We start from the raw sequence: 23,610 nt of genomic DNA, 5'->3' as shown, positions 1-23,610 counted from the left end.
GGAACCGTCAGTTCTTGCTCTCGCCGAAGCCGCGATCTTCCAGCAGGTACTCGGGAATCTCGTGCTCATAGCTTTTCAGGTAGCGCTGGTAGGCACGCTGGCGCTCGGCGGCGGTCGCGCTTTGCCGAACCGGGCTGGCGGCCCGGCCGCTCGCCTGGATGGCCAGCCAGGCGCGGGTGGCGGTCTGCGGTTCGGCCGTCGCTGGCGCGGCAGGACGGACCGCCGGCGTGTCCGCGGCCCAGGCCGTGCCGGACAGGAGCAGCAAGACGCCGAACAGGATTCGCTCGTGCATGGTTCACCTCTCCGGCGCCGGCTCAGGGCGCCTCGTTGGCCATCGCGGTATGCATATTCGCCTCCGCCGGCAGTTCCGCCAGCGGGTCGTCGCTTGCCGGCGCCGCGCCGGGTGTCGGTACGGCACCCCAGCTGCGCGCCCGCGCCTCGGCCGCGCGGATGTCCCGGGCATCCAGCTGCAAACGCTCGATCAGGCGCTGCGCATCTTCCCGGTCGCCTTGCAGGTACAGCAGGCCGAGCAGATTGGTCGCCGGCAGCTTGCCACCCTGCTGCAACTCCAGCGCAGTGATGAATTCGAAGCGCGCGCCGACACGGTCGCCGCGCTTGAGCAGGGCGACCCCCAGGTCGTTGCGGAAGCGGCTCTCGGTCGGCCGCAGGCGCGCCGCCTCGCGCAGCTCGAGGACCGCCCGGGCGCTGTCGCCATTGCGCAGGGCGAGCAGGCCGAGGCCGTGGTGCGCCTCGGGTGCCTTGCAGGTTTCCAGCAGGGCCTGGTACTCGGCCCTGGCCCGCGGGTCGCCGATCCGGCGCAGGATCAGCGCCCTTTCCTCGCGCACGTCGAGCAACCCCGGCGGCATGCTTTCCAGGTTGGCCAGGGCCGCATGCAGGCGGCCCTCGCGGATCATGTCGCGGACCATGTTCATCTGCAGTTCCTGCTCCTGGCCGAGCTGCTGCGAACACTCCCGTGGGCCGTCCCGCCCCGGCAGCGCGGCGCAACCGCCGAGCAGGGCGGCGCACAGGCCGATGCCGATCAGTGCTTTCATCCCAGTCCTCCCAAGGCCTTGGTGATGGCAATGACGCCCGGACCGGCGAGGACGATCAGCAGCGCCGGGAACAGCAGCACCATCATCACCAGGCTCATCTTCGCCGACAGCTTGCCGATGCGTTCCTGCAAGGTGGTCAGGCGCCGGTCTTCGAACAGTTGCTTGAGCGTCAGCAGGGTGCTGCGCGCACTGCCGCCCTGGCGCAACATCTGCCGTAGCACGCCGCAGCAGTCGTTCAGCGGGTCCACCTGCAGGCGCCGGGCAAGCGCCTCCAGCTCTTCCGCCAGGTCGATGCCGTTGTCGGCACGGGTCAGCGCCAGGTCCAGCTCGCGGGCCAGTTGCGGGGTGATCCCGCGGCCTTCCAGGCAGACCACGCGCAGCGTCTGCTCCACGGTCAGGCCGGCGTCGAAGAGGATGCGGATCAGTTGCACGAACAGGATCATCTCGTCGGCGATCAGCGCCCGGCGCGCCTTGGCGAAGTGCTTGAGCACCTGCTTGGGCAGGAGGAAACCGATGCCGGCGGCGAACAGCAGCGGCACCGCGTAGGACGCCTCGCTCTCGGCGCGCAGCAGCTTGACCAGCAAGACCAGGAGAACGAACAGCAGCGGCGTGAGGAACACCGAGATCAGGTACAGGGTCCGGTAGCGACTCTCGTGCCAGCCGGCCTGTTGCAGCAACTGGCGGGCCTCGCTGTCCATCAGTTGCAGGCGCCGCACCCAGAAGCTGTCGTCCATCCGCTCGGTCATGCCGGCCAGCCACCTGGTCGAGCCGCCAGGGTTGGCCAGCGCTCCCAGGCGCCTCTCGATCAGGCGCTGCTCGCGGCTGCCGTTGCGCGCCTGGAGCAACAGCAACAAGGCACCGCCGACCGCCATCAGGAGCGCCGCGAAAATCAGCCACTGTGCCTGCATGGCCACCTCCTAGACGCTCTTGAGCATGCGCCACAGCGCATAGCAGCCGAGCAGTTGCAGCCCGAGCGAGGCCAGCAGCAGGAAACGCCCGGTGCCGTCGGCCCACATGTTCAGCAGATAGCCCGGGTTGCTCGCCAGGATGTAGCCGCCCAGGGCGCTCGGCACGCCGGCCAGGACATAGGCGCTGATCCGTGTCTCGCCGGTCATCGCGTGCAACTGCCGGCTGAGCTTCTCGCGCTCGTGGATGAGCTTGACGATGCTGTCCAGCAGGTCGCTGGTATTGCCGCCATAACGGTGGTTGACCGAGACGCCCAGGGCGAGGATGCGCAGCTCCTCAACCTCGTAGAGTTCGGCGACTTCCTGCAACGCCTCCGGCAGGTGGATGCCGAGAAGCACGTGGTTGCGCGCCAGGGTGAAGATGTCGCGCAGCGGCTCCTCGGCATTCTCCACTGCCTGCATTAGCGCGTCGCCCAGCGTGCGCCCGGCGTGCAGGCTGCGCACTACCTGGTCGAGGAAACGCGGCATCTGCCGGATCATTCGCTTCAGGCGGCGCTGGTAGAGCATGCCCAGGGCGACGCGGCAGGACAGCGCCGCCAGTAGCAGGCCGCCTAGCGCGCCGACGATGCCGAACAGGCGTAATCCGCTCCAGACCAGCAGCAGCGCAAGCACTGCCGCCCCGAACAACCACGGACGCGGGCGCTGGATACCGGCGCGACGCATCTGGCGAGCCAGCCAGTGACTGCTGCGCGGCCGCACCGCGACCGCCTCCTGGCGTCCCAGCAGCCGTTCAACCACCAGTTCGTTGCGCCCGGCGCGCCAGCCCATGAACGCCAGGGCCAGCGCGGCGAAAGCCAGCACGCCGCTGAACAGCACCAGCAGTTGCGCGCCGTTCACAGCAGCGCCTGGCGGAATTTCTGCCCGACCGGCGCGGCCTGGCGGACGAACTGCCCGCTACCGCGCCGGTCGAGACTGAACAGGGTATTGGTGACGTACACGCCGTCGCGCACCTCCAGCACCTCCAGCACTTCGCTGATGCAACGCCGACCGCTGGCCAGGCGGGTGATCTGCACCACCACGTCCAGCGCGGCGCAGATCATCAGGCGCAAGGTCTGCTCCGGCAGCCTGTTGCCGGTCAGGCCGACCAGCATCTCCATGCGCAGCAGCGAATCCATCGCCGAGTTGGCGTGCACCGTGCTCATCGAGCCGTCGTGGCCGGTGTTCATCGCCTGCAGCACGTCGAGCACCTCGACGCCGCGGATCTCGCCGAGGATGATCCGGTCCGGGCGCATCCGCAGGGCGTTGCGGATCAGGTCGCGGGCGGTCACCTCGCCGTAGCCCTCGGCGTTCGGCGGACGGGTCTCCAGGCGCACCACGTGGTCGTGGCCGAGTTGCAGCTCGGCGGTGTCCTCGATGGTGACGATCCGCTCGCGTTCGTCGATGAAGCCGCTGATGACGTTGAGCAAGGTGGTCTTGCCGGTGCCGGTGCCGCCACTGATGAGGATGTTGCAGCGGCGCGAGACCGCCTGGCGGAGGAACTCGAGCAAGGCTTCGTCGACGCTCTGGTAGGCCAGCAGGTCGGCACTGCGCAGCAGCTCCTGGCTGAACTTGCGGATCGAGATGCACGGCCCGTCCAGCGCCACCGGGGGAATGATCGCGTTGACCCGGCTGCCGTCCGGCAGGCGCGCGTCGACCATCGGGCTGGACTCGTCCAGGCGTCGGCCGAGGGGCGCGAGGATACGCTGGATCACCCGCAGCACATGGTGGTCGTCGATGAAGCGCAGGTCGCTCTGGTAGAGCCGCCCTTCCCGCTCGACGAACACCCGGCCCGGCCCGTTGACGAGGATTTCCGAGACGCCGGGATCGCGCAGGAGGATCTCCAGCGGGCCGAAGCCGGTGAGTTCGTCGACCACCTCTTCGGCCAGGCGGTCCAGTTCGTAGCGGGAGATCGCCAGTTGATGGCGCGAGCCGTATTCGCAGACCTTTTCCGAGACGTACTGGACCACGGCGGAGCGCGCGCCCTCCAGCAGGTTCATGCCGTCTTCGTCGATCTCGTCGATGATGTAGCGGTGCAGGCGCAGCTTCAGCGCCTGGATGTCCTGCTCCTGGCGGGAGTGGAAGGCACCGCCGTCAGGACGCGCGCCGAATCCCGTGCTCATAGCAGCGCCGCCTTGGCCCGGCCGAGCCAGGACAGCAGCGAACGGCGCTCGCCGCGTGTCACGCACAGGCTGTCCGCCAGTTGCCGCAGCTTGGCCGCCAATGGGTCGCGCGGCGCCACCTCGAACAGGCTCTTGCCGAGGTTCTTCGCGCGCAGGCGCGATTCCGGGGACAACGGCAGGACACCGAACAGATCGAGGTCGAACATCCGGCTTAGGGCCTGCTGGTCCGGCGCCACATTGGGCAGGTAGCGCTCGATCAGCAACTCGATGGAGGGCAACGGCAGGTTGCGCTCGCGCAGGCGGCGCAGGCGCTCCAGGCCCTTCTTGCAGGACGGCACGCTCTGGTCGACCATCCACAGCACGCGGTTGGCCTGCACCAGCAACTGGTTGCTCAGCTCGCCCTCGGGCAGCCCGGTGAGGTTGACCACCACATGGCTGAACGCCCCGCGCAGGTTGCCCAGCAACAGATAGAGTTCGGCGGTGGTGACTCGCTCCAGCACGCCGGGCTCGTCGGTCAGGCTGAGTATCCGCAGGCCGCTGTCGAGGCGGGTGAAGGCGCTGTCGATCAGGGTCTGGTCGAGGCGCCGCAGGTTGCGCAAGGCATCGCTGAAGGTGAAGGCCGAGTCCAGGCCGAGGATCGCCAGCGCCTCGCCGGTGGGCTGGCCGACGTCCAGCAGCAGGACCTGGTTCGGCGTCTGCTCCTGCAACGCCTTGGCCAGGTGCAAGGCGACGAAGGCGCCGTCGGCGTCCGGTCGGGCGCTGACCAGGGTCAGCAGCTCGCCCTGGCGCGCCGCGCTCACCGGCACGCTGGGCAGGCGTCCGCCGAGGCGCCGGATCAGCCCGGTCAGCTCGCTGGCGCGGGCGCCGTAGGTGATGAAGTCGCGCGCGCCGGCGCGCATCGCCGCCAGCACCAATTGGTTGTCCAGGCCGTCGCCGATGGCCACCACCGAGAGCATCGGCCGCGCCGATACCAATCCCTCGACCAGCGCGCCCTGGGACACCAGGTTGCTTTTGCCGAGACTGATGAACAGCACCCCGGCGGCGGTGACGTCGAGCAGCGCCAGCAGCTCCTCCAGGCTGGCGCTGCCTGCCGGAACCACCTGGCCGGCGGACGCCAGGCTGTTCTGCAACCAGTCGAGTTCGCCGGGATGCTGGGTCAGCGCCACGAAGTTCTGGTTCATGCGCGCCTCCTAATCCGACAGACCGGTGTCGTTCTGCTGGCCGTCGTACTCGCCGCGCTCGAGGAAGTACAGGCGCGAGAACCCCGGATCGTAGTGCCGCAGGCCCTCGCCGGGCAGGTCCGGCAACTGTGCGTCGGCGGCCAGCGGCTGGACCAGGTGCGGGGTGACGATCATCAGCAGCTCGCGGTCGTCCTTGTCCAGCTTGGTCGAGCGGAAGAACGCACCGAGGATCGGGATGTCGCCCAGCCAGGGAAACTTGTCGACGTTGCTCACCGAGTTGCTGCTGGTCAGCCCGCTGATCACGAAACTCTCGCCATCGGCCAGCATCACGCTGGTGTCGGTGCGCCGGACGCGCAGTGCCGGCACCGCCACCCCGCCGCTCTGGATGCCGGCGCTGTAGTCCAGTTCGCTGACCTCCGGCGCCACCTTGAGAGCGATGCGGCGGTTGTTCATCACCGTCGGGGTGAGGGTCAGGCGGATGCCGAACTCCTTGTATTCGATGGTGACGTTGTCGTTGGTGCCGTTCGGCACCGGGATCGGAAACTCGCCGCCGGCGAGGAACGACGCGCTCTGCCCGCTCATCGCCACCAGGCTCGGGCGCGCCAGGGTATAGGCGAAGCCGCTGCCCTCCAGGGCATTCATGAAGCTCAACCACTTGCCGCCGCCGAAGATCAGGTTGAATCCCGAGCTGCCGGTGCCGAAGGTGCCGCCCAGGCCGCTGCCGTCGGCATTGACCTTAATATCGCCGAGGCTGCCCGGCGCACCGAGCACCCAGAGGTTGCCGCCGCGCCGGACGAACGAGGTGCTGGCCTGCTTCAGCTTGCTGCGGCTGACCTCGACGAAGCGGATATCGGTCTGCACCTGGTTCGGCAGCTCCTCCGCGGCGCCGGCGGTGAACGCTGGAGCACCGCGGGTATCGACGCTACCGCGTCCCTCGACCTCCACCAGGCTGCGCAACGGCTCGGGACTGCAGCCGGTCCAGATCAGCAGGCTGGTGGAGCCCTGTTCCTTGCCGGTGACCAGGAAGCCGCGACGATCCAGCAACTGTACGTCGGCGATCTTCGGATCGCCGATGGCCAGCCGTTCGATCGGCACCGCCAGGCGCAGGTCACGCTGTTGTCCCTGGACGACGTCGACCCGCGGCGCCTGCGCCAGCAACTCGATGCAGCCCTGCGGCAAAGCCAGCGCCGGCAGCGACAACGCCACCCCCAGCAGCCCTCCCAGCCAGCGCGACACGCCTATCCCGGTGCTCCGATGCATATGCCGGCTCCCCTCAAGGCGCTTCATGGGTCATGGCGCTGCCACGGTAGACCGTGACCCCGTTGGCCACCGGCACGCGCGGAGCCGCGCTGCGCACGCTCGGCGCCGTCGGTTTGCGGCGCTCCAGCAGTTGGTCGAGGCTCAGCGCCGCGCTCGGCGCGCCCAGCGACGCTTGCAGCAGCGCGCCTTCCTGCTCCCTGCGGTAGAGTTCTTCGTCCTTGCTGCGGATGGCCAGGCGCAGCGAACCGGCCTGGCTCGCCAGCATCAGCCGCGCCACGCCGTCCTCCGGTACCGCCAACACCGCGGTACGCGGCGGACGCGGGTCCTTTTCCTGGTTCGAGCGGTCCTGTCCATCGCTGCCCACGGCGATCCGCTCGCCGTAGGTCAGTACCCGGACGCCGGGCAACACCAGTTGCGCCAGCGGGGTCGATTCGCCGTCCCGCTCGTCACGCACGAAGAGCATCACGTCGACATAGTCGCCGGGCAGGACGAAGCCGCCGCCGCCGACCACTTCGTCCACAGCGATCGCCATCGCCCGCTCGTCCGGACGGATGGTCCGGGCCAGCGGACCGCCGGGTTCGAGGGCCGCGGCGGAAAGAATGCTGCCGGCCGGCACCGCGACCCAGACCCGCTTGCCGAGCAACGCCTCGGGCCTGTCGTAGCTACCGACCGGTGCGGTCCGCAACAGCTCGACGCTCAGGTCGTCCTTGCCGATCACCGCCAGCGCCGGGAGATCGCGACTGGCCACCAGCACCGGCTTGCGTTCGAGCTTTTCCAGCGAAGCGTCCACCGTCGCCGAAGCCGGCGCCACGGATGGAGCGTGCGCGTTCGATGGCGCGCGGCCGATGGATACGCCGAGGTATCCGAGCAACACCGCACCGAGCAGCAGCAGGCCGGCCAGGGCCATCAGCACCTTGCTATTCATGGGCAGACCCCTGCTATGCGTCCGGACAGGTCGATGAACGGAAAATCACCGGCGATCGCCGATGAACGAAAAAGAAAAAGTGGCGTCTTGCTGTCCGTGTCATGGCCATACTCCGGGACTGGCTTTCCATGGCAGGTACATTGGGTTATCGACTGGAGACAGTCGTTATTCAAGAACCAAAGTTCATAACTTCGACCATGCGGCGATAGGCCTGAATCTAGACTCGGGATAATCAATGTCAATTTGTCATTAGATGTAGTCCAAGCCTTGTAACTCGCCATATAACCTTGCGACTAATCCACTCCTACTAATGCCATTTAGTTGTTGCAAAACGCCATCATCGGCCTAGCCTCAGCGTGGAGGCAGGGCTCTGTCTCGGTGATTGCCGCGTTCGAGGAGCAAACAAGAATGAAGAACCTGACTCTGCTCGTGTATTGCAAACTTCGCGCATTCCTGGCGGACGAAGAAGGGGCAAATGCCATCGAATACGCGGTTATCGCAGGTTTGATCGCGGTGGCTCTGATTGCCGTATTGAGTCCCACGGACAGTGGTATCGTCGGCGGGCTGAAAGCCTTCTTCGACGGAGTCGGCGAAAAAGTCGGCGGGCTGGCTCCGACAGCGAACTGACGCGAGCGCTTTCCCGGTCGCTTCCCATAGTGGCGCCATTTTCATGGCGCCACTATTTTGCCTTTGTAATGGCACTGTGCTACAAAGCCTGCCGTTCAGGCGCTGGATCATGGCTTTCCCCCGCAAGCTCCCTACCTGGTGGCCTGGGCTCCCCGCCCTTCTTGAGGCTTTTGCCAGGACGCATCGCTCATGCTTCGCTCGCTGTCGTTTGCCAAGAAAATCCTTCTCGCCGCCGCGCTGGTGGTAGTTTTCGCCTTCAGCTGCTTCATCCTCTACAACGATTACCGACAGCGCGAGGCCGTGCGCACGGACACGGAAAACTACCTCGGGGAAATCGGCACCCTGACCGCCAGCAACATCCAGAGCTGGCTGGAAGGCCGCATGCACCTGGTGGAAGGCCTGGCCTCGCAACTGGCGCTGCTCGACCAGCCCGACGAGGCGAATATCGCAAGGCAACTGGAACAGCCCGTCTTCAGCCGCAATTTCGCGTCGGTCTATCTTGGCGAGGCGGCCAGCGGCACCTTCACCATGCGCCCCTACGACGCCATGCCGGAAGGTTACGACCCACGTACCCGCGCCTGGTACAAGGACGCGCTGGCGGCCGACCGGCTGATCGTCACCGAACCTTTCGTCGATGCCGGCACCGGCGAGCAGATCCTCGCCATGTCGCTGCCGGTGCGGCACGCCGGTCAACTGCTGGGCGTCGCCGCCGGCGACATGAAGCTGGAGACCCTGACCGCGATCCTCAATTCCCTGAAGTTCGACGGTGCCGGCTACGCCTTCCTGGTCAGCGACGCCGGCAAGATCCTCCTCCACCCCGACTCCGGGCTGGTCCTGAAGACCCTCGCCGAAGCCTATCCCAAAGGCGCACCGAACATCGTCCCCGGGGTCCACGAGGTGGAACTCGACGGTCGCAGCCAGTTCGTTTCCTTCACCCCGGTGAAGGGACTGCCCGGCGTGACCTGGTACGTCGCCCTGGTCCTCGACCGCGACACCGCCTATTCGATGCTCAGCGAATTCCGCACTTCGGCGATCGTCGCCACGCTAATCGCGGTGGTCGGCATCATGCTTCTCCTCGGCATGCTGATCCGCGTACTGATGCAACCGCTCACCGACATGGGCCGCGCCATGCAGGACATCGCCCAGGGCGAAGGCGACCTGACCAAGCGCCTGAAGGTCACCAGCAACGATGAATTCGGTACGTTGGCCAATGCCTTCAACCGCTTCGTCGAGCGTATCCACGAATCGATCCGCGAGGTCGCCGGCACCGCTCGCCAACTGCACGATGTGGCGCAACTGGTGGTGAACGCCTCGAACTCCTCGATGGCCAACTCCGACGAGCAGTCCAACCGCACCAACAGCGTCGCAGCAGCGATCAACGAACTCGGCGCCGCCGCCCAGGAAATCGCCCGCAACGCCGCCGATGCCTCGCACCACGCCTCCGACGCCAACCACCAGGCCGAGGACGGCAAGCAGGTGGTCGAGCAGACCATCCGCGCGATGAACGAGCTTTCCGAGAAGATCAGCGCCTCCTGTGCCAACATCGAGGCCCTCAACAGCCGCACGGTGAACATCGGCCAGATCCTCGAAGTGATCAAGGGCATCTCCGAGCAGACCAACCTGCTCGCCCTCAACGCCGCCATCGAAGCCGCGCGCGCCGGCGAGGCCGGACGCGGCTTCGCGGTGGTCGCCGACGAGGTGCGCAACCTGGCCCACCGTGCCCAGGAGTCGGCCCAGCAGATCCAGAAGATGATCGAAGAGCTGCAAGTCGGCGCCCGCGAGGCGGTGGCCACCATGACCGAAAGCCAGCGTTACAGCCTGGAGAGCGTGGAGATCGCCAACCGTGCCGGCGAACGCCTGGGTAGCGTGACCAGCCGGATCGGCGAGATCGACAGCATGAACCAGTCGGTGGCCACTGCCACCGAGGAACAGACCGCGGTGGTCGACTCGCTGAACATGGACATCACCGAGATCAACACCCTCAACCAGGAAGGCGTGGAGAACCTCCAGGCCACCCTGCGCGCCTGCGGCGAGCTGGAAACCCAGGCCGGGCGCCTGCGGCACCTGGTGGACAGCTTCAAGATCTGAGCCCGTCCGTCCCACAGGCCGGCTAACCGCGAAGCGGTTAGCCGGCGATCATCCAGCCCCCATGAAAAAGGCGCCCGCGGGCGCCTTTTTCATGGCCTGGCGCTCAGCGCCGCTTCTTCCCGCCCATCAACGAGCCGAGCAGGCCACGCACCAGCTCCCGGCTCAACTGGTTGGCCGCCTGGCGCATGGCGCTCTTCACCGTCGAATTGGACAGCAGGCTGCCGAGAATCTGCCCGGCCATGCCGCCGACGCCGGACGAGCTTTCCTGCTGAGCAGTCGCCTGGCCCTGGACCTCGGGCTTGGCGCCCGCCTTGTTCGCCAGCACCTCGTAGGCCGACTCGCGATCGATCGGCTGGTCGTAGCGACCCTTCAACGGCGACCGCTGGACCAGTTCAGCGCGCTCGCTGTCGCTCAGCGGGCCGATCCGCGAATAGGGCGGCGCCACCGCGACGCGCTGGACCATGGCCGGCGTGCCCTTTTCCTCCAGGGTGCCGACCAACGCCTCGCCGATACCCAGTTCGGTCAGCACCCCCAGGGTGTCGAACGCCGGGTTCGGGCGGAAACCGTCGGCCACCGCGCGCAGCGATTTCTGCTCCTTGGCGGTGAAGGCGCGCAGGCCATGCTGGATACGCAGGCCGAGCTGGGCCAGGACATCGTCCGGCAGGTCGCCCGGCGACTGGGTGACGAAGTACACCCCGACGCCTTTCGAGCGGATCAGCCGGACCACCTGTTCCAGGCGGTCGCGCAAGGCTTTCGGCGTGCCGTTGAACAGCAGGTGGGCCTCGTCGAAGAACAGTGCCAGCACCGGCTTGTCGGCATCGCCGCGCTCCGGCAGTTGCTCGAACAGCTCGGCCAACAGCCAGAGCAGGAAAGTCGCGTAGACCTTCGGCGCCTCGTGCACCAGGCGGCTGGCGTCGAGCAGGTGGATGCGCCCGCGCCCGTCCGGCTCGGGGCGGAGGATGTCTTCCAGTTGCAGGGCAGGCTCGCCGAAGAAGGCCTCGGCGCCCTGCTGCTCCAGAGTGGCCAGGCGGCGCAGCAGCGCCTGCCCGGAAGCGCCAGTGAACAGCGCCCGGTCCTCGCCAAGGATTTCCGGATTGTCCTTCAGATGGTTGAGCAGCGCCTTCAGGTCCTTCAGGTCGAGCAGCAGCAGGCCTTCCCGGTCGGCCACCTGGAAGGCGGCGAACAGCGCGGCCTGCTGGCTATCGGTCAACTCCAGGAGGTTGGCCAGCAGCAGCGGGCCCATCTCGCTGATGGTGGTGCGCAACGGGTGGCCGGTCTTCCCGGCGATGTCCCAGAGCGTGGTCGGGTAGGCCTTCGGCTGGTAGTTCAGCCACGGCATGCTGGCGATACGTTCGGCGACCTTGCCCTGCGGGTTGCCCGGCGCGGCGATGCCGCACAGGTCGCCCTTGATGTCGGCGGCGAACACCGCGACACCGGCATCGCTGAAGGATTCGGCGAGGTGCTGCAAGGTCACCGTCTTGCCGGTACCGGTGGCGCCGGCGATCAATCCATGACGGTTGGCCAGGCGCCAGGCCTGTCCTACCGGCTGGCCATCGGGGCCAGCGCCGATCAACAACTCATTCGCTTGCGACATCCATTCATCCTCGGGACTAAAGCTCCGGCACGCTGTGCCGACAGTAAGGGAAAGCTCTTGTGCAACGGGGCTTCCAGCGGAACCCACGTACCAATATGCGCGGGTTCCCGCGAAGGGCGTCGGGCCAGCGCATCGACCCGATCTGGCCGTCCAGCTTCAGCGAAGACCTTCGGGCCTTGCTGAGACAGGAAAAATCGCCATCGTATCCGTATCACGCATTCTTCGGAGCCACCCAGGGAACCGTGGCTTCGTGGCACAAGGCCGTGCCTGGGTCGACGGACTACCCACCCGCGCGACCCGCCCGACGCTGCAAGGCGTACGGAAAGCCCCTGCGCCCGCGGAACGGTCGCAGGGGTCTGGTCAAAGACTGGCGCTACATACTCCTGGACGCAATACAACATGATCAAAAGTCTGAAGTTCAGCCACAAGATCCTCCTCGCGGCCTCCCTCGTGGTGTTCGCCGCTTTCGCACTGTTCACCCTCTACAACGATTACCTGCAGCGCAACGCGATCCGCGAGGACCTCGAAAGCTACCTGCGGGAAATGGGTGACGTGACTTCCAGCAACATTCAGAACTGGCTCGGCGGCCGTCTGCTGCTGGTCGAGCAGACCGCCCAGACCCTGGCCCGCGACCACAGCCCGGAAACCGTCAGCGCCCTGCTCGAACAGCCGGCCCTGACCTCGACCTTCAGCTTCACCTACCTCGGCCAGCAGGACGGCGTCTTCACCATGCGTCCGGACAGCCCGATGCCGGCCGGCTACGATCCGCGCAGCCGGCCCTGGTACAAGGACGCCGTGGCGGCCGGCGGCCTGACCCTGACCGAACCCTACGTCGACGCCGCCACCCAGGAATTGATCATCACCGCGGCGACACCGGTGAAGGCCGCTGGCAACACCCTCGGCGTGGTAGGCGGCGACCTCAGCCTGAAGACCCTGGTGCAGATCATCAATTCGCTGGACTTCAGCGGCATGGGCTACGCCTTCCTGGTCAGCGGCGACGGCAAGATCCTGGTGCACCCGGACAAAGAGCAGGTGATGAAGACCCTGAGCGAGGTCTACCCGCAGAACACGCCGAAGATCGCCACCGGTTTCAGCGAGGCCGAATTGCACGGGCATACCCGCATCCTCGCCTTTACCCCTATCAAGGGCCTGCCTTCGGTGACCTGGTACCTGGCGCTGTCCATCGACAAGGACAAGGCCTACGCCATGCTCAGCAAGTTCCGCGTCTCGGCCATCGCCGCCGCGCTGATCTCCATCGTCGCCATCCTGGTCCTGCTCGGCCTGCTGATCCGCCTGCTGATGCAGCCGCTGCACCTGATGGGCCGTGCCATGCAGGACATCGCCCAGGGCGAGGGCGACCTGACCAAGCGCCTCGCCGTGACCAGCCGCGATGAATTCGGAGTGCTCGGCGATGCCTTCAACCAGTTCGTCGAGCGTATCCATCGCTCGATCCGGGAAGTCGCCGGGACCGCGCACAAACTGCACGACGTCTCGCAACTGGTGGTGAACGCCTCGAACTCTTCGATGGCCAACTCCGACGAGCAGTCCAACCGCACCAACAGCGTCGCCGCGGCGATCAACGAACTCGGCGCCGCCGCCCAGGAAATCGCCCGCAACGCCGCCGATGCCTCGCACCACGCCTCCGACGCCAACCACCAGGCCGAAGACGGCAAGCAGGTGGTCGAGCAGACCATCCGCGCGATGAACGAGCTTTCCGAGAAGATCAGCGCCTCCTGCGCCAACATCGAGGCCCTCAACAGCCGTACGGTGAACATCGGCCAGATCCTCGAAGTGATCAAGGGCATCTCCGAGCAGACCAACCTGCTCGCCCTCAACGCCGCCATCGAAGCCGCGCGCGCCGGCGAGGCCGGACGCGGCTTCGCGGTGGTCGCCGACGAGGTGCGCAACCTGGCCCACCGTGCCCAGGAGTCGGCCCAGCAGATCCAGAAGATGATCGAGGAACTTCAGATCGGCGCCCGCGAGGCGGTGGCCACCATGACCGAAAGCCAGCGCTACAGCCTGGAGAGCGTAGAGATCGCCAACCGTGCCGGCGAACGCCTGGGTAGCGTGACCAGCCGGATCGGCGAGATCGACAGCATGAACCAGTCGGTGGCCACCGCCACCGAGGAACAGACCGCGGTGGTCGATTCGCTGAACATGGACATCACCGAGATCAACACCCTCAACCAGGAAGGCGTGGAGAACCTCCAGGCCACCCTGCGCGCCTGCGGCGAGCTGGAAACCCAGGCCGGGCGCCTGCGCCAACTGGTGGACAGCTTCAAGATCTGAGACCGGCCGGTCTCATCGCCGAACCGGCGGACAACCGCGATGCGGTTATCCGCCCTGCCGACGAAAAGCGCCCACGGGCGCTTTTTTTCGTTCTCCAGGTCGCATTCGGTGAAACCATTCATCCGTTGCGCTAAAGCTTCCGGACTTGCCGCCGACAGACACGGCAAGCCTTGCAGTTGCGATCCAACTGGGGCTGTTCACGACAGCGCGCCCGCGCCTCCCGGATGCAAGAAACCATGATCAAAAGTCTCAAGTTCAGCCACAAGATCCTGCTCGCCGCCGCGCTGGTGGTGATCGCGACCTTCTCCCTGTTCACCCTCTACAACGACTCCCTGCAGCGTGCCTCGATCCGCGAGGACCTGGAGGACTACCTGCACGAAATGGGCGAGATCACCGCCAGCAACGTGCAGAACTGGCTGAGCGGGCGCATCCTGCTGATCGAGAACCTGGCCCAGACCCTGGCCCGCGACCACAGCCCGGAGACCACCCAGGCCCTGCTGGAACAGCCGCTGCTGGGCTCGACCTTCCTCTTCACCTACCTGGGGCAGACCGACGGCACCTACACCGCGCGCCCCACCAGCGACCTGCCGGCCGACTACGACCCGCGCCGCCGCCCCTGGTACAACGCCGCCACCAGCGCCGGCCAGACCACCCTCACCGAACCCTACATGGAGCCGGCCATCCACGAGCTGGTACTGACCATCGCCAGCCCGGCGCGCCAGGGCGGCCAGCCGTTCGGCGTGGTCGGCGGCGACCTCAGCCTGCAGACGGTGGTGAAGATCATCAACTCGCTGGACTTCGGCGGCATGGGCTACGCCTTCCTGGTCAGCGGCGACGGCAAGATCCTCGTCCATCCGGACAAGGACCAGGTCATGAAGAGCCTCAGCGACGTCTACCCACGCAACACGCCGAAGATCGGCAGCGGCTTCAGCGAGGCCGAGCTGCACGGCAACACCCGGATCCTCAGTTTCTCTCCGGTCAAGGGCCTGTCCGGCCTGGACTGGTACATCGGCATCTCGGTGGACAAGGACAAGGCCTATGCCATGCTCACCAAGCTGCGTACCTCGGCGATCGTCGCCGCGCTGATCGCGGTGGTCGCCATCGTCCTCCTCCTCGGCATGCTGATCCGCGTACTGATGCAGCCGCTCACCGACATGGGCCGCGCCATGCAGGACATCGCCCAGGGCGAAGGCGACCTGACCAAGCGCCTGAAGGTCACCAGCAACGATGAGTTCGGGGCCCTGGCCATTTCCTTCAACCGCTTCGTCGAGCGTATCCACGAATCGATCCGCGAGGTCGCCGGCACCGCTCGCCAACTGCACGACGTGGCGCAACTGGTGGTGAACGCCTCGAACTCCTCGATGGCCAACTCCGACGAGCAGTCCAACCGCACCAACAGCGTCGCCGCGGCGATCAACGAACTCGGCGCCGCCGCCCAGGAAATCGCCCGCAACGCCGCCGATGCCTCGCACCATGCGTCCGACGCCAACCACCAGGCCGAGGACGGCAAACAGGTGGTCGAGCAGACCATCCGCGCGATGAACGAGCTTTCCGAGAAGATCAGCGCCTCCTGTGCCAACATCGAGGCCCTCAACAGCCGCACGGTGAACATCGGCCAGATCCTCGAAGTGATCAAGGGCATCTCCGAGCAGACCAACCTGCTCGCCCTCAACGCCGCCATCGAAGCCGCGCGCGCCGGCGAAGCCGGACGCGGCTTCGCAGTGGTCGCCGACGAGGTGCGCAACCTGGCCCACCGCGCCCAGGAGTCGGCCCAGCAGATCCAGAAGATGATCGAGGAACTGCAGATCGGCGCCCAGGAAGCGGTCAGTACCATGACCGAGAGTCAGCGCTACAGCCTTGAAAGCGTGGAGATCGCCAACCGTGCCGGCGAACGCCTGAGCAGCGTCACCGGACGGATCGCCGAGATCGACGGGATGAACCAGTCGGTGGCCACCGCCACCGAGGAGCAGACCGCGGTGGTCGATTCGCTGAACATGGACATCACCGAGATCAACACCCTCAACCAGGAAGGCGTGGAGAACCTCCAGGCCACCCTGCGCGCCTGCGGCGAGCTGGAAACCCAGGCCGGGCGCCTGCGCCAGCTGGTGGACAGCTTCAAGATCTGAGCACTGCCCGAGCCGTAGCCGAACCGGCGGATAATCGCGCCGCGGCTATCCGCCCTGCCCCCGGCCATTCGTAGGGTGAACAACGCCAACGGCGTTGTTCACCCTTATCCTGCCAGGATGCCTCCCGAGGCATGCCTTCCTCTCCGCCCGCTCCCTCTGCGACCTATTCCCGCGCTGGCTGCCGCAAGCGCGCCGGCTCGCGCTTTCTTTCCTAGACTTGAAGCTACCCACGGCTCCCGCACACCGTTCGAACGACTGCCGGTGCCGGTGGTCCACTGAGTGGCAGAAGGAACAAGCTCAACGGAGGAAGGCCCATCGTGCACATCGCCGATATGACCATGTTCTACGCGCCTGCCAGCGGGGGGGTACGCACCTATCTCGAAGCCAAGCATCGCCATCTCTGGCACTATCCCGGCATTCGCCACAGCGTGCTGGTTCCCGGCGCCAGCTACCGCCAGGCGAACGGCATCCACGAGGTGCCGGCGCCGCCGCTGCCATTCGGCAATGGCTACCGCTTCCCTCTCCGTCGCGGCCCCTGGCGCAAGGTGCTGCGCAATCTACAACCGGACCTGATCGAGGTCGGCGACCCCTACCTCACCGCCTGGGCGGCGCTCGACGCGCGACGTCGGCTGGACGTGCCGGTGATCGGCTTCTACCACTCCGACCTGCCGCTGCTGGTGAGCAATCGCATGGGCGCCTGGCTCGGCACCAACGCGGACAACTACGTCAGCAAGCTGTACGGCCACTTCGACCGGGTCCTGGCCCCCAGCCGGGTAATGGCGGAAAAGCTGATGCGCCTGGGCGTCGCCGACGTGCATGTACAACCGCTGGGCGTCGACCTGGTCACCTTCCATCCGAGCAACCGCGATCCGGGGCTGCGCCAGGAACTCGGCCTGGACGAGGAAACCCGCCTGCTGGTGTTCGCAGGGCGCGGTTCGCGGGAAAAGAACCTGCCGGTACTGCTCGACGCCATCCAGCGCCTCGGCGACGGCTATCACCTGTTGCTGGTAGGTTCCAACATGCCGACCCGGGTTCCGCGCAACACCAGCGTGGTCGACCATTTCTGCGACAGCCGCGAAGTCGCCCGCCTGCTGGCGAGCAGCGACGCGCTGCTGCACGCCGGTGACCAGGAGACCTTCGGCCTGGTCGCACTCGAAGCGATGGCCAGCGGCATTCCGGTGGTGGCGGTGCGCGCCGGGGCACTGGCGGAAATAGTCCCGGAGCGTTGCGGCGTGCTCTGCGCACCGAACAACGGCGACGCCATGGCCTGCGCGGTGCGCGAACTGTTCAGCCACGACGTCGAGCTGCGCGGCCAGCGCGCCCGCCGTCACGTCGAGCGCCAGCATGCCTGGGACGCGGTGGTCGCCGGTCTGCTCCTGCACTACCACGCGGTACTCGGCGACAGCGAGGCGAGGTTCCCGCGCTATGGCTGAACGCAGCCTGCTGCTGGTGTTGCACGACGTGGCCCCGGAAACCTGGCCGGACTACCGGCCCTTCGTCGAGGCCGTGGACGCGCTCGGTGAGGTCCCCATGACCTGGCTGGTAGTGCCCGACTTCCACCATCGCAACCCGCTGGAAGCCGACGGAAAGTTCTGCAAACTGCTCTCGCGGCGGGTAACCCGGGGTGACGAACTGGCTCTCCACGGCTTCTATCACTACGATGACGCCCCACCACCGCGTACTCCAGGGCAATACTTCATGCGTCGCATCTACACCTGGGAGGGAGAGTTCTATGCCCTCGACCACGCCGAGGCCAAGACCCGCCTGGCCGCCGGCATCGAGCTGTTCCGCCGCCGCGGATGGCCGCTGCACGGTTTCGTCGCGCCGGCCTGGCTGATGAGCGCCGGCACCCGCCAGGCGCTCGGCGAGAGCGGGCTGCGCTACACCAGCGACCCGTCCAACCTGTATCTGCTTCCCCACCTGCAACCGATCGAGGCCCCCGGCCTGGTCTGGAGCGCGCGCAGTGCCTGGCGTCGCGGCCTCTCCTGGGCGCTCAGCGAGCAGCGCCGCCGGGCCTGGCGCGCAGCGCCGGTGATCCGTCTCGGACTCCATCCGGTCGACATGCGCCATCGCTTTTCCCGCGAATACTGGCTGCGTACCCTGCGCACCCTGCTATCCGAGGGGCGCCAGCCGTTGACCAAGATCGACTGGCTGGAGCGCCACCTCGCCCTGGACCGCGCGGCATGAGTCGAGGCTGGTTACTGCTGTTCGGTTTGATCGGTGCCTCGCTGATTCCGCTGGTGCTCGGCGGCAGCGACATGTTCCCGCGCTTGCGCGCCTTCCCGCTGGACAGTCTGCTGCTGATGTTCGGCATGATCGTGGTCTGCTGGTTCATCAACGGCCTGCGCCTGCGCCTGCTGCTCGCCGGGCGCGCCGGCAAGCTCGGGCAATTGCAGAGCGTCGGCATCATCATGGCCAGCGAATTCGCTTTCTGCGCCACTCCGGGCGGCAGCGGCGGGCCGTTGACCCTGATGGCGCTGCTGGCCCGGCGCGGCCTGCGCCCGGCACAGACCAGCGCGGTGTTCGCGGTCGACCAGTTGGCCGACCTGACGTTCTTCCTCTGCGCCCTCGGCGCGATCCTGATCTATGCCCTCAGCCATTCGCTGAGCCCGAACATGGAATCGAGCCTGATCTTCAGCGCGGTATTCCTGATCGGCCTGTTCGTCGGCGCGGTAATGCTGATCCGCTACCTGCACCAGGTGATCCGCTTCAACGGACGGGTTCTGGCGCGGCTCGGCGTGTCATCGCGCAAGCGCCTGCATTGGGGCCGCAAGATCCTGCATTTCCGCATTGCCCTGCACGACAGCCTGCGCCTGCCGAAACGACGCCTGCTGGCGGTCTTCCTTCTCAGCAGTACGCACTGGCTGCTGCGCTTCAGCGTGCTCGACCTGACCCTGCGCGGCCTGGGAGTGGACATCCAGTGGGCCTGGACCTTCCTGATCCAGATGGTCTCGCTCAGCGCCGGACAGCTCTCGCTGATCCCCGGCGGCGCCGGCGGCACCGAGCTGACCTCGGCGGCCCTGCTGGCCCCCATGATCGGCAAGTCGACGGCAGCGGCGGCCATCGTCATCTGGCGAGCGGTGACCTTCTATTTCTACCTCGTCGCCGGCGGCCCGGTGTTCGCCGTGCTCGCCGGACGCCCGCTGCTGAAGAAGCTGATCAGCAGTCGCGAGGCTTCTTCCTGAGCGCATCCTCGGCGTTAGCCTCGCCCGTCTCGCTGGCGCTCTCTTGGATACGCCGCCAGAGTTCGGCCGCGCCGGGAAACTCGGTTCCGTCCTCGTCGCCGAGGGCGTCGATGTCGTAACGGCTGGTGCAACCCTCGCCGAGGGTCGGTGGCGGGCTGGCGGTGCCCGCCGACCTGGGATCGCTCATGTTCGTTCCTCCGGGTGCCGGCCCCGGCCGGCATTCCAGGGGAGCCGGCTCAGTCGAACACCACCGTCTTGTTGCCGTGTACCAGTACGCGGTCTTCCAGGTGATAGCGCAGTCCGCGCGCGAGCACCAGCTTTTCCACGTCCTTGCCCAGCCGCACCATGTCTTCGACATTGTCGCGGTGAGTGACCCGCACCACGTCCTGCTCGATGATCGGACCGGCATCCAGTTCCTCGGTCACGTAGTGGCTGGTCGCGCCGATCAGCTTGACCCCGCGCTTCGACGCCTGGTGATACGGCTTGGCGCCGATGAAGGACGGCAGGAAGCTGTGGTGGATGTTGATCACCTGGTGGGCGTACTTGCGGCACAGGTCCGGCGGCAGGATCTGCATGTAGCGAGCCAGGACGATGCAGTCGGCGCCATGTTCGTCGATCAGCCGGGAAACTTCATCGAAAGCCGGCTGCTTGTCCTGCGGATCGACGGGAACGTGGAAATACGGGATACCGTGCCACTCGACCATGCTGCGCAGGTCGTCGTGGTTGGCGATCACGCAGGGAATCTCGCAGTCCAGTTCGCCGCTGTGCCAGCGGTGCAGCAGATCGGCCAGGCAATGGGACTCCTTGCTGGCCATCAGCACCACGCGCTTCTTCACCTCGGAATCGGTGATCCGCCATTCCATGGAGAATTCGCGGGCGATCGGGGCGAAAGCCTGGCGGAAGCCATCCAGGTCGAACGGCAGAGAGTCGGCACGGATCTCGTGGCGCATGAAGAACCAGCCGTTATCGTTGTCGGAATGATGGCTGGCTTCGGTGATCCAGCCATTGTAGGTGGCCAGGAAGTTACTCACCTTGGCAACGATCCCGACCCCGTCGGGACAGGCGATCACCAGCCGAAAAGTGCGCATGGGTATACTCCAGAAACATCGCGAAAGGCCGCCATTCTAGCGGCATGGCGGGAAAAGTTCAGCCTCGGCGAAGGCCTTTCGACAGGCTGTTGCGCGAGAGAATAAACCCGCACAACAGGGCAATCCCGATGCGGAATTAATTACTTTGAATTTCATCGAGAAAAGTTTTCATCGCGGTTTACTTACAGTTTCGCCCTGACTATTATTGAATCTACTTACATGCCCGCCACCGCCACTCAGCACAGACAAGGTACCTGACATGTCCCTGATCAACGAATATCGCGCCACGGAAGAAGCCATCAAGGAACTTCAGGAGCGCCTGAAGTCCCTGGAACAAGACGACAAACTGAAAAAAGAACTGGAATTCGAAGAGAAGCTGCGCACGCTGATGGGCACTTACCAGAAGTCCCTGCGTGACGTGATTTCCCTGCTCGATCCGGACGCCAAGATCGGCAAGAGCACCCGCACCGCCAAGGCGCCTGCCGGCAAGCGCGCGCGCAAGGTCAAGCAGTACAAGAACCCGCACACCGGCGAAGTCATCGAGACCAAGGGCGGCAACCACAAGACTTTGAAAGAGTGGAAAGCCAAGTGGGGCCCCGAGGCCGTCGAGAGCTGGGCCACCCTGCTCGGCTAAACCAGTCAGTTCCACGAAGAACGCCAGCCCAGTGCTGGCGTTTTTCATTTCCGCCGGATCGTACCGACTCCTCTGCCTGCGTCCTCAAGTCTCCAGCGAATAGCGTTGACGCAGTTCCGCGGCGTAATCGCGCCAGGCCGCAAGTACCGCCGGCAATGTGCCGCCCTGCTCTTGCCGACAAGCCTCCAGCGCCGCCTCGAAGGCCGGCAAAGTATTCGGTGCGCCGTATTCTTCATGGGACAAACGATTGCGGCAGAAGCTTTCCCATTGTTGGCGCTCGTCCACATTTAAAGTTTCCGGGAAATTTCGCGCACGATAGCGGAAGAACAACTCCTGCAAACGGGCATCGTCGAAGGGCCATTGTTCTTTGGCCAATTGCTCCGGTTCGGCAAGGCGCAGCTGTTCACAAAGGCGTCGATCCCGATCGCCAATAAATCCGTCATACAACTGTTGCTCGGGGTCGTCGCTGGCGGAGAAACTTTCTTCGCCATATAGCGCTGTCAGTTTGTCCGCCCAGACGGTTTGATGCTGGCGCAACAACTCGGCTTTTCGCTGGCACTCCTCGAGTTCGATGCCGGTTCGCTGGCGATCCTCGGCGCGCAATACCGACAGCGGCGCCACCACCGGGCAACGGTTGACCTGGATCTGCTTCAGCGGCACCGGCAACTCGCCCTCGGCCAGTTCGTCGCGACGGGTATACAGGCGCCTGCGCAAGTCCTCGGCCGACAACTCCAGCAGCGGCGCGGGATCGGCGCAGAGGTCGCAGACGATCAGAGCATTGCGGTTGCGCGGGTGCCAGGCCAGCGGCAGGACCACCGAGAGGAAATGGCGCTCCGCGGAAAAGCGTCCGGAGACATGCACCAGCGGCTGCAGCAGGCGCACCTGGTCGAGCACCTTGTGCTTGCTGCGCAACTGGTAGAGGTAATCGTACAGGCGCGGCTGGCGCTGACGGATCAGGCGGGCCAGGGCAATGGTGGCGCGGACATCGGAAAGCGCGTCGTGGGCCTGGCCATGCTCCAGGCCGTTCGCCGCGGTGAGCATTTCCAGCTTCAGCGACAGCCGGCCGTCCAGCTGCGGCCACTGGATGCCCTCCGGGCGCAGGGCATAGGCGGTACGGACCATGTCGATCAGGTCCCAGCGGCTATTGCCGCCTTGCCACTCGCGTGCGTAGGGATCGAAGAAGTTGCGGTACAGGCTGTAGCGCGTCACTTCGTCGTCGAAGCGCAGGGAGTTGTAGCCGGCCACGCAGGTCGCCGGCTGCGCCAGCTGGGCGTGTACCCGGGTCATGAAGTCGGCCTCGGACAGCCCCCGCTCGGCCAGCCGCTGGGGAGTGATGCCGGTGATCAGGCAAGCCATAGGGTGGGGCAGGATATCGTCGCTGGGACGGCAATACAGGTTCATCGGCTCGCCGATCTCGTTCAGCGCCTCGTCCGTGCGGATCCCGGCGATCTGCAACGGCCGGTCGCGGCGGGGGTCGATGCCGGTGGTTTCGTAGTCGTACCAAAAAATACTCGCGTTCACGGTCATTCCCTTTCTGGCGGCACCGGGCAGTCTACCAGTGACTGCCGCGAAGCTCGCGACCCACTTCGGGGATTTCCAGGTTTTCCAACGAACTCACGGAAAGCGCCGTAGGCACATCCCGCCAGGGCGCGTCAGTGCGCATATCTGCCATCCGAACCTTGCGTTGTCCCCTCCGCCCTCGCTAGCATTCCGCTCGCACGGATGCCCGTTTCACTGACAAGGACAGCACCATGAACGACACCAGCAATCCCTACGCTACCCCCGCCAGCGCCCTGCAACCGACCCAGGCGGTGCCGACGGTCATCGGCGACTACGACTTCCGCATCGGCGACGTGATCAGCGAAGCCTGGGCCAAGATCAAGGGCGTCAAAGGCATCCTGATCGGCGCCTTCGTGGTCTACAGCGTGGTGATCCAGACCATCACCTTCATCCTCACCCTGCTCTTCGGCGGTATCGGCCTGATGAGCGAGGCCGATCCCATCGCCTTCGCGGTCGGCCAGATGATCGCCAGCCTGGTCGCCACGGCGGTGGGCTACCCGTTCTTCACCGGCCTGACCATGATCGGCATCCGCCGCGCCGCCGACCAGCCGGCGACCTTCAACGAAATGTTCAACTACTTCGGCATGCTGGTGCCGCTGCTGCTCACCGGCCTGCTGATGATGCTGATGGTCTACGTCGGCTTCTTCCTGCTGATCATCCCCGGCCTCTACCTGAGCGTCGCCTACATGCTCGCCCTGCCGCTGGTGGCCGAGCGCGGCCTGACGCCCTGGCAGGCCCTGGAAACCTCGCGCAAGGCCATCAGCCGCCACTGGTTCAAGGTGTTCGGCCTGCTGCTGGTGCTGAGCCTGCTGATGCTGGTGAGCATGATCCCGCTGTTCATCGGCCTGATCTGGACCGGCCCGCTGTTCGTCGTTTCCATGGGTATTCTCTACCGCACCATCTTCGGCGTTCGCCCGCTGGGCAACTGAGGTGCAGA

The 23,610-nt window shown here is 66.0% G+C and carries 21 protein-coding genes; 9 read left to right on the top strand and 12 right to left on the bottom strand.

Annotation, left to right across the window (positions count from 1 at the left end; translation table 11 throughout):
* Positions 1 to 7 precede the first annotated feature (7 nt).
* Genes FHW81_RS25995 through rcpC form a run of 8 tightly spaced genes read right to left on the bottom strand, consistent with a single transcriptional unit; the run spans position 8 to position 7,482 of the window.
* Positions 8 to 292 (bottom strand): DUF3613 domain-containing protein, encoded by a 285-nt coding sequence (locus tag FHW81_RS25995; RefSeq protein ID WP_003114983.1) that lies wholly within the window; start codon positions 290 to 292, stop codon positions 8 to 10.
* A 22-nt stretch (positions 293 to 314) separates the two neighbouring features.
* A complete protein-coding gene (tadD, locus tag FHW81_RS25990; protein ID WP_003114982.1) occupies positions 315 to 1,052 on the bottom strand; it encodes a type 4b pilus Flp biogenesis protein TadD in 738 nt (245 codons plus the stop codon).
* Positions 1,049 to 1,960, bottom strand: a complete 912-nt coding sequence (tadC, locus tag FHW81_RS25985; RefSeq protein WP_003103955.1) for a type 4b pilus Flp biogenesis protein TadC — start codon at positions 1,958 to 1,960, stop codon at positions 1,049 to 1,051. Before tadC ends, tadD begins: the two co-directional genes overlap by 4 nt.
* 9 nt (positions 1,961 to 1,969) lie before the next feature.
* Positions 1,970 to 2,854, bottom strand: a complete 885-nt coding sequence (gene tadB, locus FHW81_RS25980) for a type 4b pilus Flp biogenesis protein TadB (RefSeq protein WP_003093848.1) — start codon at positions 2,852 to 2,854, stop codon at positions 1,970 to 1,972.
* Positions 2,851 to 4,116 (bottom strand): type 4b pilus Flp biogenesis ATPase TadA, encoded by a 1,266-nt coding sequence (gene tadA / locus FHW81_RS25975; RefSeq protein ID WP_003103953.1) that lies wholly within the window; start codon positions 4,114 to 4,116, stop codon positions 2,851 to 2,853. The genes tadB and tadA overlap by 4 nt, the downstream gene beginning before the upstream one ends.
* Positions 4,113 to 5,297 (bottom strand): type 4b pilus Flp biogenesis protein TadZ, encoded by a 1,185-nt coding sequence (gene tadZ / locus FHW81_RS25970; RefSeq protein WP_003093855.1) that lies wholly within the window; start codon positions 5,295 to 5,297, stop codon positions 4,113 to 4,115. The genes tadA and tadZ overlap by 4 nt, the downstream gene beginning before the upstream one ends.
* Positions 5,298 to 5,306: 9 nt before the next feature.
* Positions 5,307 to 6,557, bottom strand: a complete 1,251-nt coding sequence (gene rcpA, locus FHW81_RS25965; protein WP_016264297.1) for a type 4b pilus Flp secretin RcpA — start codon at positions 6,555 to 6,557, stop codon at positions 5,307 to 5,309.
* A gap of 13 nt (positions 6,558 to 6,570) precedes the next feature.
* Positions 6,571 to 7,482, bottom strand: coding sequence for a type 4b pilus Flp biogenesis protein RcpC (gene rcpC, locus FHW81_RS25960; protein WP_023090818.1), 912 nt, complete (start codon positions 7,480 to 7,482; stop codon positions 6,571 to 6,573).
* Positions 7,483 to 7,890: 408 nt separating this feature from the next.
* Here rcpC and flp point away from each other — a divergent pair, with 408 nt between their 5' ends.
* Positions 7,891 to 8,109, top strand: coding sequence for a type 4b pilus Flp major pilin (flp, locus tag FHW81_RS25955; protein WP_003107380.1), 219 nt, complete (start codon positions 7,891 to 7,893; stop codon positions 8,107 to 8,109).
* A gap of 189 nt (positions 8,110 to 8,298) precedes the next feature.
* On the top strand, positions 8,299 to 10,197 hold the full coding sequence (gene pctC / locus FHW81_RS25950) for a methyl-accepting chemotaxis protein PctC (RefSeq protein WP_003163018.1): 1,899 nt from the start codon (positions 8,299 to 8,301) through the stop codon (positions 10,195 to 10,197).
* A gap of 103 nt (positions 10,198 to 10,300) precedes the next feature.
* Here pctC and FHW81_RS25945 read toward each other — a convergent pair whose 3' ends face one another.
* Positions 10,301 to 11,791: a helicase HerA-like C-terminal domain-containing protein gene (locus FHW81_RS25945; RefSeq protein ID WP_003114975.1), complete on the bottom strand. Its 1,491-nt coding sequence runs from the start codon at positions 11,789 to 11,791 to the stop codon at positions 10,301 to 10,303.
* A 399-nt stretch (positions 11,792 to 12,190) separates the two neighbouring features.
* Here FHW81_RS25945 and pctA point away from each other — a divergent pair, with 399 nt between their 5' ends.
* From pctA to FHW81_RS25920, 5 genes are all read left to right on the top strand, one after another.
* On the top strand, positions 12,191 to 14,080 hold the full coding sequence (gene pctA, locus FHW81_RS25940; RefSeq protein ID WP_031684940.1) for a methyl-accepting chemotaxis protein PctA: 1,890 nt from the start codon (positions 12,191 to 12,193) through the stop codon (positions 14,078 to 14,080).
* Positions 14,081 to 14,316: 236 nt separating this feature from the next.
* The gene (pctB, locus tag FHW81_RS25935; RefSeq protein WP_003148126.1) at positions 14,317 to 16,206 is read left to right on the top strand and encodes a methyl-accepting chemotaxis protein PctB; all 1,890 of its coding nucleotides are present in this window, start codon (positions 14,317 to 14,319) and stop codon (positions 16,204 to 16,206) included.
* A gap of 317 nt (positions 16,207 to 16,523) precedes the next feature.
* A complete protein-coding gene (locus FHW81_RS25930) occupies positions 16,524 to 17,639 on the top strand; it encodes a glycosyltransferase family 4 protein (RefSeq protein ID WP_003101181.1) in 1,116 nt (371 codons plus the stop codon).
* Positions 17,632 to 18,393 carry a DUF2334 domain-containing protein gene (locus FHW81_RS25925; RefSeq protein ID WP_023090821.1) on the top strand — a complete coding sequence of 254 codons (762 nt, stop codon included), beginning with the start codon at positions 17,632 to 17,634 and terminating at the stop codon, positions 18,391 to 18,393. The genes FHW81_RS25930 and FHW81_RS25925 overlap by 8 nt, the downstream gene beginning before the upstream one ends.
* Positions 18,390 to 19,391 (top strand): lysylphosphatidylglycerol synthase transmembrane domain-containing protein, encoded by a 1,002-nt coding sequence (locus FHW81_RS25920; RefSeq protein ID WP_016852096.1) that lies wholly within the window; start codon positions 18,390 to 18,392, stop codon positions 19,389 to 19,391. The genes FHW81_RS25925 and FHW81_RS25920 overlap by 4 nt, the downstream gene beginning before the upstream one ends.
* Here FHW81_RS25920 and FHW81_RS25915 read toward each other — a convergent pair.
* Together FHW81_RS25915 and purU are read right to left on the bottom strand one after the other, a co-directional pair.
* The gene (locus FHW81_RS25915; protein WP_003093886.1) at positions 19,366 to 19,578 is read right to left on the bottom strand and encodes a hypothetical protein; all 213 of its coding nucleotides are present in this window, start codon (positions 19,576 to 19,578) and stop codon (positions 19,366 to 19,368) included. The genes FHW81_RS25920 and FHW81_RS25915 overlap by 26 nt on opposite strands.
* Before the next feature lie 49 nt (positions 19,579 to 19,627).
* Complete coding sequence (gene purU / locus FHW81_RS25910; protein WP_003101174.1) at positions 19,628 to 20,479, bottom strand: formyltetrahydrofolate deformylase; 852 nt, start codon at positions 20,477 to 20,479, stop codon at positions 19,628 to 19,630.
* A gap of 259 nt (positions 20,480 to 20,738) precedes the next feature.
* Between purU and mvaT the strand changes: the two genes are divergently transcribed.
* The gene (mvaT, locus tag FHW81_RS25905) at positions 20,739 to 21,113 is read left to right on the top strand and encodes a histone-like nucleoid-structuring protein MvaT (protein ID WP_003093888.1); all 375 of its coding nucleotides are present in this window, start codon (positions 20,739 to 20,741) and stop codon (positions 21,111 to 21,113) included.
* 84 nt (positions 21,114 to 21,197) lie between these two features.
* Here mvaT and sbcB read toward each other — a convergent pair whose 3' ends face one another.
* The gene (sbcB, locus tag FHW81_RS25900; RefSeq protein ID WP_009878058.1) at positions 21,198 to 22,640 is read right to left on the bottom strand and encodes an exodeoxyribonuclease I; all 1,443 of its coding nucleotides are present in this window, start codon (positions 22,638 to 22,640) and stop codon (positions 21,198 to 21,200) included.
* 224 nt (positions 22,641 to 22,864) lie between these two features.
* On the opposite strand from sbcB, the gene FHW81_RS25895 reads away from it, so the two are divergent.
* A complete protein-coding gene (locus tag FHW81_RS25895; RefSeq protein WP_023090822.1) occupies positions 22,865 to 23,602 on the top strand; it encodes a hypothetical protein in 738 nt (245 codons plus the stop codon).
* Positions 23,603 to 23,610: the final 8 nt, after the last annotated feature.

Origin of the sequence: Pseudomonas sp. RC10-4-2, assembly GCF_050433085.1 — a bacterium.
GTDB lineage: Bacteria > Pseudomonadota > Gammaproteobacteria > Pseudomonadales > Pseudomonadaceae > Pseudomonas > Pseudomonas aeruginosa.
The sequence above is the reverse complement of the archived record's forward strand: the minus strand, read 5'-3'. Positions and strand labels throughout refer to the sequence as shown.